The 15,393-nt window shown below is 63.3% G+C and carries 12 protein-coding genes; 9 read left to right on the top strand and 3 right to left on the bottom strand.

The features are described from left to right. Positions 1 to 40 precede the first annotated feature (40 nt). Positions 41 to 1,105 carry a bifunctional nicotinamide-nucleotide adenylyltransferase/Nudix hydroxylase gene (locus tag HGI46_RS11755; RefSeq protein WP_168904326.1) on the bottom strand — a complete coding sequence of 355 codons (1,065 nt, stop codon included), beginning with the start codon at positions 1,103 to 1,105 and terminating at the stop codon, positions 41 to 43. 93 nt (positions 1,106 to 1,198) lie between these two features. Between HGI46_RS11755 and HGI46_RS11750 the strand changes: the two genes are divergently transcribed. Continuing rightward, positions 1,199 to 1,846 (top strand): NUDIX domain-containing protein, encoded by a 648-nt coding sequence (locus tag HGI46_RS11750; protein ID WP_168904325.1) that lies wholly within the window; start codon positions 1,199 to 1,201, stop codon positions 1,844 to 1,846. On the opposite strand, the gene HGI46_RS11745 is transcribed toward HGI46_RS11750, so the two are convergent. Then, positions 1,837 to 2,544: a TetR/AcrR family transcriptional regulator gene (locus HGI46_RS11745; protein ID WP_240946719.1), complete on the bottom strand. Its 708-nt coding sequence runs from the start codon at positions 2,542 to 2,544 to the stop codon at positions 1,837 to 1,839. The two genes, HGI46_RS11750 and HGI46_RS11745, sit on opposite strands and share 10 nt — an antisense overlap. A 73-nt stretch (positions 2,545 to 2,617) precedes the next feature. Here HGI46_RS11745 and HGI46_RS11740 point away from each other — a divergent pair, with 73 nt between their 5' ends. From HGI46_RS11740 to HGI46_RS11710, 7 genes are all read left to right on the top strand, one after another. After that, positions 2,618 to 6,067, top strand: coding sequence for an acyl-[ACP]--phospholipid O-acyltransferase (locus HGI46_RS11740; protein ID WP_240946718.1), 3,450 nt, complete (start codon positions 2,618 to 2,620; stop codon positions 6,065 to 6,067). Between the two features lie 84 nt (positions 6,068 to 6,151). After that, a complete protein-coding gene (locus HGI46_RS11735; RefSeq protein ID WP_168904324.1) occupies positions 6,152 to 7,144 on the top strand; it encodes a 3-oxoacyl-[acyl-carrier-protein] synthase III C-terminal domain-containing protein in 993 nt (330 codons plus the stop codon). After that, positions 7,141 to 8,148 (top strand): NAD-dependent epimerase/dehydratase family protein, encoded by a 1,008-nt coding sequence (locus HGI46_RS11730; RefSeq protein ID WP_168904323.1) that lies wholly within the window; start codon positions 7,141 to 7,143, stop codon positions 8,146 to 8,148. The genes HGI46_RS11735 and HGI46_RS11730 overlap by 4 nt, the downstream gene beginning before the upstream one ends. Before the next feature lie 53 nt (positions 8,149 to 8,201). Beyond that, on the top strand, positions 8,202 to 8,996 hold the full coding sequence (locus HGI46_RS11725; RefSeq protein ID WP_206065692.1) for an MBL fold metallo-hydrolase: 795 nt from the start codon (positions 8,202 to 8,204) through the stop codon (positions 8,994 to 8,996). Further along, positions 8,983 to 10,215 carry a hypothetical protein gene (locus HGI46_RS11720; protein WP_206065691.1) on the top strand — a complete coding sequence of 411 codons (1,233 nt, stop codon included), beginning with the start codon at positions 8,983 to 8,985 and terminating at the stop codon, positions 10,213 to 10,215. The genes HGI46_RS11725 and HGI46_RS11720 overlap by 14 nt, the downstream gene beginning before the upstream one ends. After that, positions 10,208 to 11,371, top strand: coding sequence for a hypothetical protein (locus HGI46_RS11715; protein ID WP_168904320.1), 1,164 nt, complete (start codon positions 10,208 to 10,210; stop codon positions 11,369 to 11,371). The genes HGI46_RS11720 and HGI46_RS11715 overlap by 8 nt, the downstream gene beginning before the upstream one ends. Then, positions 11,371 to 12,384: an aromatic ring-hydroxylating dioxygenase subunit alpha gene (locus tag HGI46_RS11710; protein WP_168904319.1), complete on the top strand. Its 1,014-nt coding sequence runs from the start codon at positions 11,371 to 11,373 to the stop codon at positions 12,382 to 12,384. The genes HGI46_RS11715 and HGI46_RS11710 overlap by 1 nt, the downstream gene beginning before the upstream one ends. A gap of 236 nt (positions 12,385 to 12,620) precedes the next feature. Here the strand turns inward: HGI46_RS11710 and HGI46_RS11705 are convergent, their stop codons facing one another. Beyond that, positions 12,621 to 13,406, bottom strand: a complete 786-nt coding sequence (locus HGI46_RS11705; RefSeq protein ID WP_240946717.1) for a helix-turn-helix domain-containing protein — start codon at positions 13,404 to 13,406, stop codon at positions 12,621 to 12,623. A gap of 148 nt (positions 13,407 to 13,554) precedes the next feature. Here HGI46_RS11705 and HGI46_RS11700 point away from each other — a divergent pair, with 148 nt between their 5' ends. Continuing rightward, positions 13,555 to 15,297 carry a D-aminoacylase gene (locus HGI46_RS11700; RefSeq protein WP_168904318.1) on the top strand — a complete coding sequence of 581 codons (1,743 nt, stop codon included), beginning with the start codon at positions 13,555 to 13,557 and terminating at the stop codon, positions 15,295 to 15,297. Positions 15,298 to 15,393 lie beyond the last annotated feature (96 nt).

The following is a 15,393-nucleotide window of genomic DNA, read 5'->3' as shown; positions in this document are numbered from 1 at the left end:
ATCGCCGGGTGCAGGACTCCCCTGCGCGGCGCTTCCGTCTTCAAAGGTCGGCCATTTCCTCGATGATGGCCCAGTGGTCCTCGAACAGCATTTCAGGCGACAGATCGCCAAAGCGGTACCACTGCGCGTGCGCCGCATCGTCACCACCCTTCACGCTGAACAGCTTGCGACGTTCGGGCAGGCGGAACAGGAAGGCGTGGGTGATGATACGACCACGCAAGGAACGGTTTGGCGCATCGAACACCCGCGTGCGCGCGTCCTCGATGAAGCTGGCGAGCATCGCCGGCGGGATCTGGCCCTTGCCGTCGCTTATCGCGGTCTCCTCGCGCAGCTCGCGGATGGCGGCGTCGCGAATGTGCTCGGACGGATTGACGAAACCGCCCGGGAGCGCAAGCAGGCCCTTGCCCGGTGCCCGTCCCCGTTCGACCAGCAGGATGTGGCCCGACTGGACGACGACCGCATCAGCGGTAACGAAGGGCCCCTTCCCCCACTGCGCAGGATAAGCCGCCAGAAACTCGGCTTCCTCAAGCAGCGCCTTGAACGTCTCTTCCAGCATGAACTCGCCCAGGAAATCTGCGACGCCTGCAGAGAGGATGCTGGCGGGCACTTCAGGGATGCGCTGGAAATAGCGCTGGCGCACATCGCTCGACGAGAAAGTGCCGTACTGGCTCTCCACCTGAAGGTTCTCCCACTCCGGGAACAGTTTGAGGTAGTAGGACGAGGCGTCCTTGCCATAACCCGCCAGAGCCACGCGGAAGTCGCTGAGCCCATGGTTCTGGAAGCCGTGGCCATTGCCATGCTCGAGCACCAGGGCGCGGACCTTGCGCTGCACTTGCGTGACCCAGGCCGTATCGGAATAGAGGTGATCGTCGATCGGCGCGATGATCAGGCGGCCTTGCGCTACCTCATGCCGGAAGGCGGAGCGCAACATTGCCTCACGTTCGGCGTAGGTAAAGGGATTGCGCGGATCTCGTGCGACATTGGCCGATCCCACCAGCACGATCAGCCGCTCGACCTGCTCAAGCGTGCGCGCGATGACGTGTTCGTGGCCGATGTGCAGTGGCTGGAAGCGTCCAATGAAGACGCCGAAATCAAACTTACTCATATCCGAGGCTCCCCCAGATGATCGTAGCGAGGCGGACTCCCCGACTCGCTGCAACCTTATGCGCATTGGACTTATATCCAGTCAAGATATAAGATGGACGTCATGAGCCATCCACCCTTCGCCGTCACTGTTGACCTTGTGCTGATGACCGTCGCCGACGGTATTCTGTCGGTCCTGCTGCAGCGGCGCGTCGAGGAACCATTTGCCGACCAGCTTGCATTGCCGGGCGGGTTCGTTGGCATCGAGGAGGCGCTGGACGATGCCGCAAGGCGCGTGCTGGTGGGCAAGGCAGGCGTTGCCGCGCAGGACAGCGCATGGTTGGAGCAACTCTACACCTTCGGCGATCCGCAGCGCGACCCACGGATGCGCACAGTCAGCATTGCCTACTTCGCTCTGTTACCACATGCGGTTCTGGAACGAGCCGTTACATCGAAAGCCGATCTCGCGCTACGCCCGGTCACAGAACCTTGCGAGCCGCTCGCATTCGACCACGCCGCCATCATCGCCGCAGCGCACGAGCGGCTCCGCGGCAAACTCGACTACACGCCCATCGCCTTCGCGCTGCTGCCTGACCTCTTCACTCTGCGCGACCTCCAGGCCGTCCATGAGGCCATAATCGGCACCACCTTCAACAAGCCCGCCTTCCGCCGCCGCATGCTCGACACGGGATGGATCGAAGCGACTGGCGAACGTGAAACCGAGACGCCATTCCGCCCAGCAGAGTTGTATCGTCAGCGTTGATTGCGTTGCCCGGGTGTCATCGCCGACACAGCCTCCTGCACGCGATCCCATGCCGCTTCCGCAGGAGCTTTCTCGCCCAGCATGGCGAAAGTGCCATTCATCGCAAAGACGCAATGGCCGTGGACCGAGGCCAGCAGCGACCTGGTGAGCGCTTCGGCATCGCCCTTCCGCGACGGAGCCAGGGCAGCGTGCACCTCGGCTACCACGATGTCAAAAATGGCGCGCACTTCGTCCTGATAGCGTTCGGGCGGCGCTGCATCCTCAGGCAGGCGGAAGTCGTAGATGGCGGCCCAGGCGTGGCGGTGCGCGGTGGCGAACTCGAAATAGGCGGCGATGGCCGCTCGCAGCCTGTCCTGCTCCACTTTTTCAAGCCTTCGGACCAGATGATCGCGCCAAAGGGCAAGAGTGCGGCCGTTTATAGCCAGGATGAACGCATCATAGCTTCCGAACACGTTGTAGATCGTACCGATGGAGTATCCGATCCGCTTGGCAACTTCGCGCGCTGAAAAATGAGCGAAGCCAACCTCGTCCATGTGCCGATGGCCTGCTCCTACAGCAATTTCGCGCAATTCCTCGCGGCTGTGATCCGATCTGCGTCCCATGCCCTCGAAACTAGCCACGAAAATGAACACTGTCCAATAATTTAATTGAACACCGTATATTTTTGCGATAGCACTGCGAATCAGATGGGGGGCCAAGGGAAAATGCGCCTCTTAACCTCGCCGGAACCCACGCTCCGGTATGGCAGCATCGAACACGCGAAAGGTGCCTATGTCGTCTCACGATTTCAGCTTGCTGACGAAGCGCCGCTTCGGCCCAATCTTCACGGTCCAGTTCCTTGGCGCGTTCAACGACAATCTCCTGAAGTTCGCGATGCTGTTCCTGGCGAACTTCGGCATCTTCGCGACAGATCCTGCGAATGCAAAGTTGCTGGCAGCTGTGGCAACGGGCCTGTTCATCCTGCCCTATTTCCTGTTCTCGGCGCTTGCCGGGCAGCTCGCCGATGCAGTGGACAAGGCGCGGCTGATCCGCTGGATCAAGGGCGCCGAGGTCGCCATCATGGCCGCGGCGCTGGCCGGATTCTGGTTCCTGTCGATCCCGCTGCTGCTCACCAGCCTGTTCCTGATGGGCCTGCATTCCACCCTGTTCGGCCCGGTCAAGTATTCGATCCTGCCGCAGCACCTGCATGCGGGCGAAGTCATGGGTGGCACCGGGCTGATCGAGGGTGGCACCTTCCTCGCCATCCTCGGTGGGCAGTTGCTGGCAGGCGTAGTCCCGCCATGGGAAGCAGGCCTTGCCGCCTTCGGAATCGCAATCCTCGGTTTCGGTATGAGCCTCGCCGTGCCCGCCGCCCCGCCGAGCGGTTCACTTCACACGATTGATCGGAATCTGTGGCGCGGCACGAAAGCCATTCTGGCCACGGCGCGGGAAGGTCGCGGCGTCTGGCTTTCGATCCTTGGCATCTCTTGGTTCTTCGCTGCTGGTGCAGTTCTGGTCAGTGAATTCGCCCCTCTCGTCTCGGGCACGCTCGCCGCGCGGCAGGACGTCGCCACGCTGTTCCTGGTGGTCTTTTCGATCGCGATCGCTGTCGGCTCGCTGATCGTCAACCGCTTGCTGAAGGGTGAGGTTTCGGCGCGCTGGGTGCCGCTTTCCGCCCTGATCCTCGCCTTTGGACTGATTGACCTATGGATCGCGACCAGCGGCTTTGAAGTCCGTACGGCAGGCGCCTCCACCGCGCAGTTCCTCGCCACCCCCGGCGCCTGGCACATCCTGATTGACCTTGCCGTGATCGCAGCTTCGGGCGGCATGTTCATCGTGCCGCTCTATGCAATCCTTCAGGTCGCCAGCCCGGAAGACAAACGCTCACAGATCATCGCCGCCAACAATGTCGTCAACGCCGGCCTCACCGTGTTGGCGGTGCTGGCGATAACGGGTCTGCTCGCTGCTGGCGTCGATGTCCCCGGCCTTATCGGTGCGCTGGGCTTTGCCACGCTGTTCGTCGCTCTGGCTTCGGTCTGGCTCCTGCCTGAAACGCTGTTCAAGGATGTGATCCGCCTGACCTTGCGCGTGCTCTATCGCGTTGAGGTTTCGGGCATGGAGCACATGCCAAAGCCGGGCGAGCGGGCCGTGGTCGTCGTCAACCACGTCAGTTTTCTTGACGGCGTGCTGCTCGGCGCATTCCTGCCTGGCAAACCGACGTTCGCGGTCAACACCCAGATCGCACGTTCGATCTGGATCAAGCCCTTCCTCAAGCTGTTCCGCGCCTTCCCGGTCGATCCCACCAACCCGATGGCTGCCAAGGCCATGGTCAAGGCGGTCAAGGAGGGGCGCACCCTCGTCATCTTCCCCGAAGGCCGCATCACCCGCACCGGTGCGCTGATGAAGGTATTCGACGGCCCCGGCATGGTAGCCGACAAGGCCGACGCCCCGATCATTCCGGTGCGCCTCGATGGCCCACAGTACACGCGCTTTTCCCGCATGCAGGGCAAGGTCCGCCTGCGCTGGTTGCCCAAGATCACGCTCACCGTCCTGCCCCCGCGCCGCTTTGCGATCGAAGGCGAAATGACCGCGCGCCAGCGCCGCGCCGTGGCCGGTCGTCGCCTCTATGACGAGATGAGCGCGATGATGTTCGCGACGTCCGACACCGACCGCACCCTGTTCTCCGCCCTGTGCGAGGCGCGGGCAATCCACGGCGGTAAGGCGCTGGTCGTGGAAGACGTGAAGCGCGAACCGCTGAGCTACGACAAGCTCTTTGCCGCCACCACCGTGCTGGGCAAGCGCCTCGCCCAAGGTACCGCACCGGGCGAGGCCGTCGGCCTGCTGATGCCCAACGTGAATGGCGTGGTCGCCGCCTTCTTCGCACTGCAATCAATCGGCCGCGTGCCCGCCATGCTCAACTTTACAGTGGGTGTCGCCAACATGCGCTCGGCCTGCATGACCGCTGCGATCCGCACCGTGGTCACTGCCCGCGCCTTCGTGGATCAGGCAAAGCTCCACGATGTCATCGCCGCTCTGGAAGCTGACGGTCTGCGCATCATCTGGCTGGAAGACGTCGGCGCAACAATCGGCGCATTCGAAAAGCTGCGCGCGCTGCTGGGCGCGGGGCGCGCCGAAAAGCGCCACCTGAAGCACCGCATTGCCGCTGAAGCCCCTGCCGTGATCCTGTTCACCAGCGGCTCGGAAGGCGTGCCCAAGGGCGTCGTCCTGACCCACCGAAACCTGCTGTCGAACTGCGCCCAGCTCGCCGCGCGGATCGATTTCAACGCCAGCGACATCGTGCTCAATGCTCTGCCGGTGTTCCATTCCTTCGGCCTTACCGGCGGTACGTTGCTGCCTTTGCTCAGCGGTATCCGGGTGGTGCTCTACCCCAGCCCCCTGCATTACCGCATCGTCCCGGCGCTCGCCTATGACGCAAATGCCACGATCATGTTCGGCACCGACACCTTCCTGTCGGGCTATGCCCGCATGGCCCACGGTTACGACTTCTATTCGCTGCGCTACATTTTTGCCGGTGCGGAAAAAGTGCGGGACGAAACGCGCAAGACTTATGCCGAGAAGTTCGGCCTGCGCATTTTCGAAGGCTATGGCGCCACCGAGGCCGCCCCGGTCATCGCGGTCAACACGCCGATGCATTTCATGGCTGGCAGCGTCGGCCGCGCCTTGCCTGCGGTCGAGACGAGGCTCGAAGCGGTGCCCGGCATTGCCGAAGGCGGCCGCCTCTTCATTCGCGGGCCAAACGTCATGGCGGGGTATTACCTTGCCTCGGCTCCGGGCAAGCTGCAGCCGCCACACGAAGGCTGGCATGATACCGGTGATATCGTGACCATCGATGAAGCCGGTTTCATCACGATCCGTGGCCGGGCAAAGCGCTTTGCCAAGATCGGCGGCGAGATGGTCTCTCTCCCGGCGGTCGAAGGCTACGCCGCAAAGTGCTGGCCGAGCTTCGACCATGCCATCGTCACACGGCCGGATCCCAAGAAGGGCGAACAGCTTGTCCTCTTCACCACTGCGCCGGGAGCAGAGCACAAGGCCCTGCAGGCGTGGGGCCGTGCCAACGGCGTCACCGAACTGATGATTCCGCGCGATATTCGCGTGGTCGATGCGCTCCCCGTGCTCGGCACCGGAAAGCTCGATTACGTCACGATGGGGGAAATGGCGTTGCAGCCAGATGCACCCAACAGCGAGCCTGATGCCGAACTCGAAGCAGCCGAACAGGCCTGACAAAGCCAAACTGAACGGTGTATAATTTTAATTAGACATCGTTCAGTTTTTGAAGCATGTTCCCGGCATAGGGGATGCATGACGATGATCAGCCGATTCGCCATAGCTGGATGGGGCAGCTACCGCCCGCGGGAGGTGGTTGCGTCGTTGGATCTCGATCTCCGGCATGGCCAACATCCGGGCTGGACGGAACGCGAATTCGGCATTGTCGCACGCCATGTCGCCGCGGCCGACGAAACGACCTCTATGATGGCCGCATCGGCCGCGCGCATGGCGCTTGATCGCGCTGGTTGGGATGGTCCGCCCGATGTGATCATCGGCGGATGCGGCGTGATGGAGCAGCCCATTCCGTCGACTTCGGCGATGGTGCAGGATCGGCTCGGCCTCGGCCGATCGGGCGTACCGTGCTTTGACGTGAACCAGACCTGCCTGTCTTTCGTGACCGCACTTGATGTTGCAGGGATGGGCATCGCCACCGGGCGCTGGCGCCGGGCGCTGGTCTTCGCCAGTGACATTGCATCTGCAGGGCTCGACCCCGCAGATGCCAAGACACGTTCGATCTTCGGTGATGGCGCCGCAGCCCTGGCCATCGAGGCTTGTGACGAACCCGACCGCGGCATCTGCTCTGCTGCCAGCGTGACACAGGGCGCGCATCATCGACTCGCGCAGTTGCGCGCCGGCGGCACCCGGCTGCGGGTGAGTGAGGGGTATGATGCGCTGACCGCCGGATCGCACTTCGAGATGGATGCTTTCGGCATTTTCAAGGCCGCAGCAAAGGCCCTGCCGGGGGTCATCAACCGCGCACTGGCTGACGCTGGTCTCGCCCAGGAAGACATTGCCTGCGTCGTCTGCCATCAGGCGAGCGCACCCGGGGTGGCCCATGTCAAACGCCTGTTTGCCCCGCGCTGCGACCGCGTGATCGATCTTTTCGCGACGACCGGCAATCAGATTGCTGCATCAATCCCGACCGTGCTGGCCCATGCGCTCGAGACTGGCGCCGCGCGGCAGAGTGACGCCGTGCTGCTGCTCGGCACCGCAGCCGGGATCAGCGCCACCGCCATGGTTCTCCGGCTTTGAGCAGGCGTCGCATCCTCGTCACCGGAGCAACTGGCGGACTCGGCCTCGCCATTGTGAGGGAAGCATTGGCGAGAGGTCACCAAATCATGGCGACGGGCCGATCGCATCAGGCGGGCGCCAGGCTTCGTGCGATGGGGGCTGAATTCGTCGCTATGGACCTCGTCACACAGTACGCTTGTCTTCCAACGCTGATCGACGGTTGCGACAGCGTCATCCACGCTGCCGCCCTTTCAGCCAGTTGGGGCAACCGGCGGGACTTCGTCGCCGCCAACATCACCGCGACGCGCAGATTGCTCGAGGTCGCCGGCGCCGCGGGCGTGCAACGCTTTGTCTTCGTTTCCTCGCCCTCTATCTTCGCGGCATTTCGCAACCGCCTCTCCATCGGCGAGGCCAATGCACCCACGCACCCGCTCAATGCCTATGCCCTGACCAAGCTTGCGGCCGAACGTCTGGTCCTGGCCGCACGCGACGACGCGATGGCCTGCTGTGCCATCCGTCCGCGCGCCCTCGTCGGCGAAGGGGATCGGGTGGTTCTGCCACGCCTTGTCGAACTTGCGCAAAGGGCGCGCATGCCCCTGCCCGGTGGCGGCAGGGCGCTTGTCGAAATGACCGATCTCAGGGACGCGGCCTGGGCAATATGCGAGGCAGAACATCGCGCTTCGGCACTGCGTGGCCGGGCGATCAACATCTCGGGCGGCCAACCCCTTTCCGTGCGCGACATAGCGATGGGGCTTGCGACAAGCCTCGGCACGTCCCCCAAACTGGTCACGGTGCCGATCGGTCTTGCCCGGCTTTTGGCGATTGCTCTGGAAGCCTTTGCCCGGCTTGCAGGCGCCACCAAGGAGCCTGTACTGACCCGCTACACCCTGGCCACTCTGGGCTGGTCGCAGACATTCGATCAGGAACCTGCGCAGCGCCTGCTTGGCTACCGCCCCCGGCACAATGCCTTCGAAAGCCTGCTGGCGGAGGCGCGCAAGCTCGCTGTCAATCGAGGTGAGCCATGATCCGCGTCGGCTTCAGGTGGCTTGAGCGCGGATCGTGTCGCCACCCCGAGGGCATGACCATCGCCGGCGGCAGCCTCTGCGCTGTCGAATTTCCGGCAATGGTGGGCGTGATCGAGCATCCGGCGCTTGGGCTATTCCTGTTCGATACCGGTTATGACCCTGCCTTCATCGCAGCGACGCGGCCCTTCCCGGAGCGCTTCTACCGTTGGACAACGCCGGTTTCGATCGGCGAGGCGGAGCGTTGGCAGGTCTGGCTGCAGCACCACCGCATCGACGGGGCAGCGATTGCCGGGACCATTGTCTCGCATTTCCACGGCGATCATGTCGCGGGCTTGCACCATCTCGCGCACTTGCCGGTCTACTGCGCCCGGGCCGGCCTCGATGCCCTTCGCGGGAAAGGACGGATTGCGCGCGTCCGAAACGGCCTGTTGGCCGAACTAGTGCCGGACAATGTCGATGCAATGGCCCGCTACTTTGAAGATGCCCGTCCGGTTACCCTGCCAAGTGCCTTCGCACCCTTTGCGCAGGGGCACGACATTCTCGGCGATGGCAGCCTTCTGGCGGTTGAACTGCCCGGGCATTGCGCCGGACATTGGGGTCTGGCCTTCGAGACACGGCAGGGGCAGCCGGTATTGCTCGCTGCCGATGCGGTCTGGTCCGGACGGTCCATCGCAGAACGACGAGCGCCACCGCGCCTGACCACCGCACTGCTCGGCAATACGCGCCGCTATCGCGAAACGCTGGACCTGCTGTGCAGCGCGGCGCATCGCAATCCTGAACTGGCCATCCTGCCATCGCATTGCGCCAGCACCGCCCGCGCCTTTCGCGGTGATGATGATGCGGCTTGAACGCATTGCCGCCTCATGGCTGCGCACGCGCCGCGCGATGTCGCTCACCCCGCAAGACCTTGCAAAACACAGGCGGCGGCTGTGGGTGGACCTTCAGCCAGCACTGGCGAGAACTCCGGCGCTTGCGCCCTTCGCGGGTGCGCCGCTCGAAGCTTTTCCAGTAACGCCGGTACATTCAATGCGTCAGGATTACGGCGCGTGGAACAGCCTCTCGCTCAGCGACGAGGCCCTTCGCCGCCTGGCCGATGCTGCAGAAATGGAGCCGCAAACCGCAGGCCTCAGCGCAGGTTGGTCAACCGGCAGCAGCGGCGCCACGCGGGGACTGTTCGTGGCGACGGCTGCCGAACGTGCGGACTACATCGGCCAGAGTCTTGCGCGCCTCCTGCCGTTCTCCGCCCTGCTGCGCTCGCAGCGCCTTGCCCTGCACTTGCGGGCCAGCAATGCGCTGTACAGCGATGCGGCCCGCAGAAGACTGCGCTTCGCACACTTCCCGATAGAGCTTGCGGTCTGCGATAGCGCCAAGGCCCTGCAAGACTATGCCCCGACAATCCTGATCGCTCCGCCATCGCGGTTGATCGGGCTGGCCTGCCTAGGCGCCACACTTCCAACCTTGCGCCATCTGTTTTTCGGCAGCGAGCCGATGAGCAGTGGCGAGCGCGATCTGGTTACCGCGCATTTCGGCATCAGGCCAAGGTCGATCTTGCAGGCGACAGAGGGCTTTCTGGGAGCCGAGTGTGCCGCAGGCCGTCTGCACCTTAACGATCACTCGCTTGAGATTGAAGCGGAACCCGTCGCGGGGACTCGCGGCTTCCGTCCGATCATCACCGATCTCAGGCGCCACAGCCAGCCGATCGTCCGCATTGCAGGCGACGATTATTTCGAGTGGGGTGAGCAGAACTGCCCATGCGGATTTGCCGGGCGCGTGATCAGGCCGGTCGAGGGACGGGTTCAGGACATATGGCGCTTCGGAGGCAACTGCATCACCCCGCCTCAGGTCATCGCCGCGGTCGAGAGCGTATTGACGCCGCAGCAACAGTGGCAAGCTTCGGCAGACCGACACGGGATATGCCTGGCAGTCGGATCGCTTTGTCCGCCAGACCGTGCTTTGCAGGCTCCCACCAAGCTTGAGCACCTCGTCGGCCGGAAACCGGTAGTGCGCCACGACTTGCCCGACTGGCACGGACCAAAGCGCCGCAAGGTGGTGTGGCGCGATGGCTAGGGCAGTACTTATAACCGGGGCAAGGGCCGCCGCCGCACTGGATCTCGCCCGCGCGTTCGTGGCCGAAGGGTGGGACGTTCATCTGGCCGATTGCGTAACTTCGCGCATGGCCCGCTGGTCACGCCTGCCGGTGCTACACCATCGCTACCCTTCGCCCCGCTCCAGTGCAGCGGAATTTCGCGCAAGAATCGCTGAACTAGTCGAACGTCACAGCATCGCGCTCGTCGTGCCCACGTGCGAAGAGGTGTTTCACCTCGCCGCGCCGGCGATGCGCGATGCGCTTTCGGGCAGGCTCCTTGCCCCTGATCTGGTGACCTTACGCCAATTGCATGACAAGCTGGCCTTTGCCACCTCCTGCGGCACTTGGGGCCTCAAAGCCCCCGAAAGTCACGCGATCGAAAGCGTCGAAGAGCTGGCGGCATTCCTGGCCAGCAGCCGCGACTGGGTGTTCAAGCCCCGCTTCAGCCGCTTCGGAGATCGCACGCTGATCAGCCCGAGCGCGGCAGAACTGGCGTCATCCCCGCAGATCGCCACGGGCGGCTGGATGGCGCAACGTCGGATCGCGGGTGATGAGGTGTGCTTTCATGCTGTCGCCTGTCATGGGGTGTTAACCGGGTTTGCCGCATACCGCTCCCACTGGCGGCTTGGCGGCGGCGCATCTTATGCCTTCGAGGCGGTGGGCAGAGGCCGTTCAGAACATCTACGCGATATTGCAGCAGCAATCGCCCAAAAAGCCGGCATGCATGGGCAGTTCGCCTGCGACGTCCTGTTCGACATCGCCGGAGAGCCATGGCTCCTTGAATGCAATCCCCGAGCCACCAGCGGAATTCACATCCTGATCGCGCAAGACGCAGCTTCGGGCGCTCTGTCCGGCGAGGTGCAACCCCCACCCATCGACGACAGTCGGCCAATATTCCTAGGACCAGCGATGTGGGTGCTGGGACTGCCCTTGGCCATCAGGACCGGGCGATTGCGCGAATGGTGCGTCACGATCACGAAAGGTCGCGATGCCATCTCCCGCAGGGGAGATCGCGCTCCGGCGCTGGGAGCACTGGTCGATGCGGCGGCGTTTGCATTCAAGGGTCTGGCCATGGGCATATCGACCAATGCCGCGACCACTTGCGATATCGAATGGAATGGGGAGGATCTGGCCTGATGGCCTTTCCCGACGCAGTAACCGATGATTGGCACATGGTTGCCCTTGCGAAAGATATTCGCGGCAGCACCGTGCGCAAGGTCATGCTGTGCAATACGCCGATCGCACTGTTTCGAAGCGCCTCGGGGATCGCCGCACTGATCGATCGCTGCCCGCACCGCAATTACCCGCTATCCGAAGGGCGGGTCGAGAACGGAACCCTGTCCTGTCCCTACCATGGTTGGCGGTTCGCAGCCGATGGCCGCTGTGTCGAAGTGCCGGGCTGTCCTTCTGCAGCATTGCCGCAAGCGAAACTGGCCGCGCAGCCCATGCGCGTGGTCGAACGGGCTGGTGCCGTCTTCGTCAACTTGAGTGATGCCGCGCCTGACGAGCCGAACCTGCCGCCCGACTTTGACAACCCCGAACTCGATCACTTCTGGTGGCAGCAGGGCACATGGCAGGGCCGCGCCTTCGATGCCATCGAGAACGTCATGGATCCGTTCCACACCGGCCACCTGCATCACGGCTTCATCCGGCGTCGGGATCGCCGCCTTCCGGTGAGGCTCGTCGTCACCAGCCATGGTGACGGCATCGAAATGGCGATCGAACAGGACGCGCCCGACCTGGGCCTGATGTCCCGCTTTCTGGAACGCGACCGGCAGCGCAGCATCTCTCGCTATTATCCACCAACCATCGTGCAAGCGCGCTGGGAAGGACACACCGGATTGACGCTGTGCGTGACGGCGATCTTCACACCGGCAACCGATGGCAGCTTCACGCCTTTCGCGCGCTTTTCCACGCGGAGAGGCTTTGCTCCGGGCTGGCTGAAACAGGCTGCGATCCGACTGTTCCTTGCGCCCGTGGTCGCACAGGACCGCAAGGCGCTGGCACGTCAGCATGCGACCATGGCGCTGTTCGGCAATCCCCGCTTTGTCGAAGGGCCCGGCGATATTCTCGGCAACAGGTTGCAACGGCTGTGGTCAGGTCAGCACGTACCGCCCGGTGCGGACGAAGGTGTGACGGCAGAACTCTGAGTTCTTATGGGATTTCGACTGTGCCGCGATTGCGGAAATCACGGTCGGCGCCTTTCAAAACACGAAGCAGTCGCACGCTGGGACAATCACTCCCTATCTGTCGGCGCGCGCCAGATATCCCATTTGGAGTGTTTCCCCGGGGAAACATTCCAAGATGGCGACTCCGGCCATCGCTGAACTGGCCCACAGTGGTTCAGAATTAGACATAGGCGCTGAGCGGTCTCTCAAACCGGCCCTTATGCGCCGCCCGATCCAAGCGCATCGGTCCATGCGGTGATGCCGTCCACGCGCAACGGCTCCATGTCTAGCGGCCGCATGACGCTTAGCATGCCGTACCAGCCGCAGCCTGCCTCACCGGCATGGACCTCGCGGTCGCGTTCGGCGAGGATCTGAACTTCCACGTGATGCCGCTCGATAAGTTCGGCCAGTTGCGCGGCACCGGCAGGTGATAGCTTGACGGTCTCGGCGCTGTAGACGGTTTCAGGCTGCGAATAATCAAGTTCAAAGAACGTGCGCTTCATGTGAACCTCGAACAAGGCGCGCAAAGGTTGCTTGCGAAAGACCAGGGCGCGGTCGACAAGCGGGCGCACCCGTCCGCTGCGCAAGCGGTCGATCAGAGCAAGACGTTCAAGCCGGTCGAGAGCGGCATCCATCGCTGCAGCCGGGACATTGAAGTCTGCAGCCACTTCCTCTGCCGACACGCCGCCCAGCAAGGCCATGAACAGGAACGAGAGGAAGATGTTGGTCGACAGCGCCTTCTCCTGCGCCAGCGTCAGCTCGTGCGCGAGATCGCCGGGGCACTCCTCTGCCTCCCTTGCGAGGTCGCCCAGCACCAGCCCGCACAGCTGGGCCATGCGCTCCAGCCGGTCAATGGTGAGTCCCTTGCCCGCCAGCCAACGCTTCACGGTGGCCTCGCCAACACCCAGCTCCCGCGAAAGTCGTAAAACAGTCCATCCATCTTTGCGCAAATGACGGCGCAGCGCGGAAATCATCGCCAATGCGGTAGGCTCGTATCGCGTCATGATCCGAATTAGATAACAGGATGATCCGTTTGGCAAGAGCCCGTCTTCGCACATTCGCCCCCATGCATATGCTGCTCCCAACGAACAAGATTCTGCGGACGATGCTGCGCAACATGCAGCAATCCAACGGACCCAACGGGAGAATGAAATGACCGACATCCTCATCAAGAATGGTACCGTCGTGGACGGAACCGGCGCCCCGGCTTTCAAGGCGGATGTCCGCGTGAAGGACGGCGTGATTGCCGAGGTGGGCGAAGGCCTCGCCCCGGCTGGAGAGCGCGTGTTCGACGCCACCAACTGCCACGTTACCCCCGGCTTCATCGAGAGCCACACCCACTATGACGGCACAATGTGGTGGCAGCCCGATCTCGATCCGCTGCCGGGCTATGGCGCGACGACGATGATCCTGGGCAACTGCGGCTTCTCCGCCGCGCCGCTGCACAAGTACATGCCCGCCCAGCGCGAAATGATCGGCATCTTCTCGTTCTTCGAAGACATCCCCGAAGGCCCGTTCATGCAGAACCTGCCGTGGGACTGGAACAAGTGGAGCGAGTACCGCGCGTCAGTCGAACGCAACGTCAAATCGCCGCTCAATTACGCCGCTTATGTCGGCCACATCGCCATCCGTTTGGCGGCGATGGGCGTCGAGGCCTGGGAGCGCGAGGCAACCCCGGAAGAGATCGCCAAGATGGCCGAACTGCTCGACGATGCTCTGGCTGCAGGCGCGCTCGGCATGTCGGACAACATGCATGACCACGACGGCCAGAACCGCCCTGTCCCCACGCTGATGGCCAACGACGCCGAGTTCGAAGCCCTGTTCGACGTGATGGAGCGCTACCCCGGCTGCTGCTACCAGGTCATCGTCGACACCTTTATGCGCATGACCGGTCCGGCCAACCTCGAACGGCTCGCCAAGTTGCTCGGTGGTCGCAACATCAAGTGCCAGATCGCCGGGGCCATCCCCACGCTGGAATTCCAGAAGGGCATCCTGCCCGCGATGCAGGAGTCGGTGCGCAAGATGCGTGAAGCCGGGGTCGATGTGTGGCCGGGCTATGCCCACGTCTCGCCGACTTCGACGCTCAGCCTTGTAAAGTCGCTAATCTTCGCGCAGTCGAACGATTACGTCTGGCACGAAGTCGTGCTCGAGGACGACCACCACAAGAAGGCGCAGCTCCTTGCCGATCCGGCATGGCGCGCCCGTGCCCGTGAAAGCTGGGACACGCAGGCGTGGGATCACTCGCCGCTGAAGAACCCGCAGGAATTGTTCCTGCTTGACAGCGAGAACGGCACCGGTCCGCTCAACATCACGCTCAAGGAGTATGCCGACAGCCTGGGCCTCCACCGGTCCGATGCGATGGCTGACTGGATCCTCAAGAACGGCACTCGCTCCACCGTCCACATGGCCCCCTTCCCCAAGGACGAGGACCTGACACTGGAGCTTATGAACGACCCCAGGACCGTCGGCAACATCTCGGACGCAGGCGCACACCTGCAGATGCTGTGCGGAGGCGGCGAGAACGCGCTGCTGCTCACCCAGTACGTCCGTGAACAGAAGAAGCTGACGCTGGAGCAGGCGGTCCACATCATGACCGGCAAGCTTGCGGGCCACTTCAACCTGCATGATCGCGGCGTGATCGCTGTCGGCAAGCGCGCTGACCTTGCCGTGTTCAACATGGACGAAATCCAGCGCCGCGAGATGATCAAGGCGCACGACGTACCCGATGGCCGTGGCGGCACCACCTGGCGCTTCACCCGCGCCGCGATGCCGACCCGCCTCACCCTCGTGAACGGCGTTCCGACCTTCGAGAACGGCGCGTTCACCGGCGCGATGCCGGGCGAATTCCTCTCGCCCGCCAACGACGACGCCGTGCTGGCCGAGGCTGCGGAATGATACCCCTAGCGAGGGTTGATTCCCCAAGATGAACCCTCGCAACCGGGGGCGTCCACTCCCTCCCGGACGCCCCCTAACCTTTTGCAAATATCAGGA

This window comes from Novosphingobium sp. ERW19 (genome assembly GCF_012641315.1).
In the GTDB taxonomy this organism is placed as follows: Bacteria; Pseudomonadota; Alphaproteobacteria; order Sphingomonadales; family Sphingomonadaceae; genus Novosphingobium.
This window is presented reverse-complemented; position numbering and strand designations above follow the sequence as displayed.

What these genes read in the sequence shown, in the direction of transcription:
- HGI46_RS11755 (WP_168904326.1), bottom strand. Translation starts at nt 1,105, where the DNA reads ATGAGTAAGTTTGATTTCGGCGTCTTCATTGGACGCTTCCAGCCACTG.
- HGI46_RS11750 (WP_168904325.1), top strand. Translation starts at nt 1,199, where the DNA reads ATGGACGTCATGAGCCATCCACCCTTCGCCGTCACTGTTGACCTTGTG.
- HGI46_RS11740 (WP_240946718.1), top strand. Translation starts at nt 2,618, where the DNA reads ATGTCGTCTCACGATTTCAGCTTGCTGACGAAGCGCCGCTTCGGCCCA.
- HGI46_RS11735 (WP_168904324.1), top strand. Translation starts at nt 6,152, where the DNA reads ATGATCAGCCGATTCGCCATAGCTGGATGGGGCAGCTACCGCCCGCGG.
- HGI46_RS11725 (WP_206065692.1), top strand. Translation starts at nt 8,202, where the DNA reads ATGACCATCGCCGGCGGCAGCCTCTGCGCTGTCGAATTTCCGGCAATG.
- HGI46_RS11720 (WP_206065691.1), top strand. Translation starts at nt 8,983, where the DNA reads ATGATGCGGCTTGAACGCATTGCCGCCTCATGGCTGCGCACGCGCCGC.
- HGI46_RS11715 (WP_168904320.1), top strand. Translation starts at nt 10,208, where the DNA reads ATGGCTAGGGCAGTACTTATAACCGGGGCAAGGGCCGCCGCCGCACTG.
- HGI46_RS11710 (WP_168904319.1), top strand. Translation starts at nt 11,371, where the DNA reads ATGGCCTTTCCCGACGCAGTAACCGATGATTGGCACATGGTTGCCCTT.
- HGI46_RS11705 (WP_240946717.1), bottom strand. Translation starts at nt 13,406, where the DNA reads ATGACGCGATACGAGCCTACCGCATTGGCGATGATTTCCGCGCTGCGC.
- HGI46_RS11700 (WP_168904318.1), top strand. Translation starts at nt 13,555, where the DNA reads ATGACCGACATCCTCATCAAGAATGGTACCGTCGTGGACGGAACCGGC.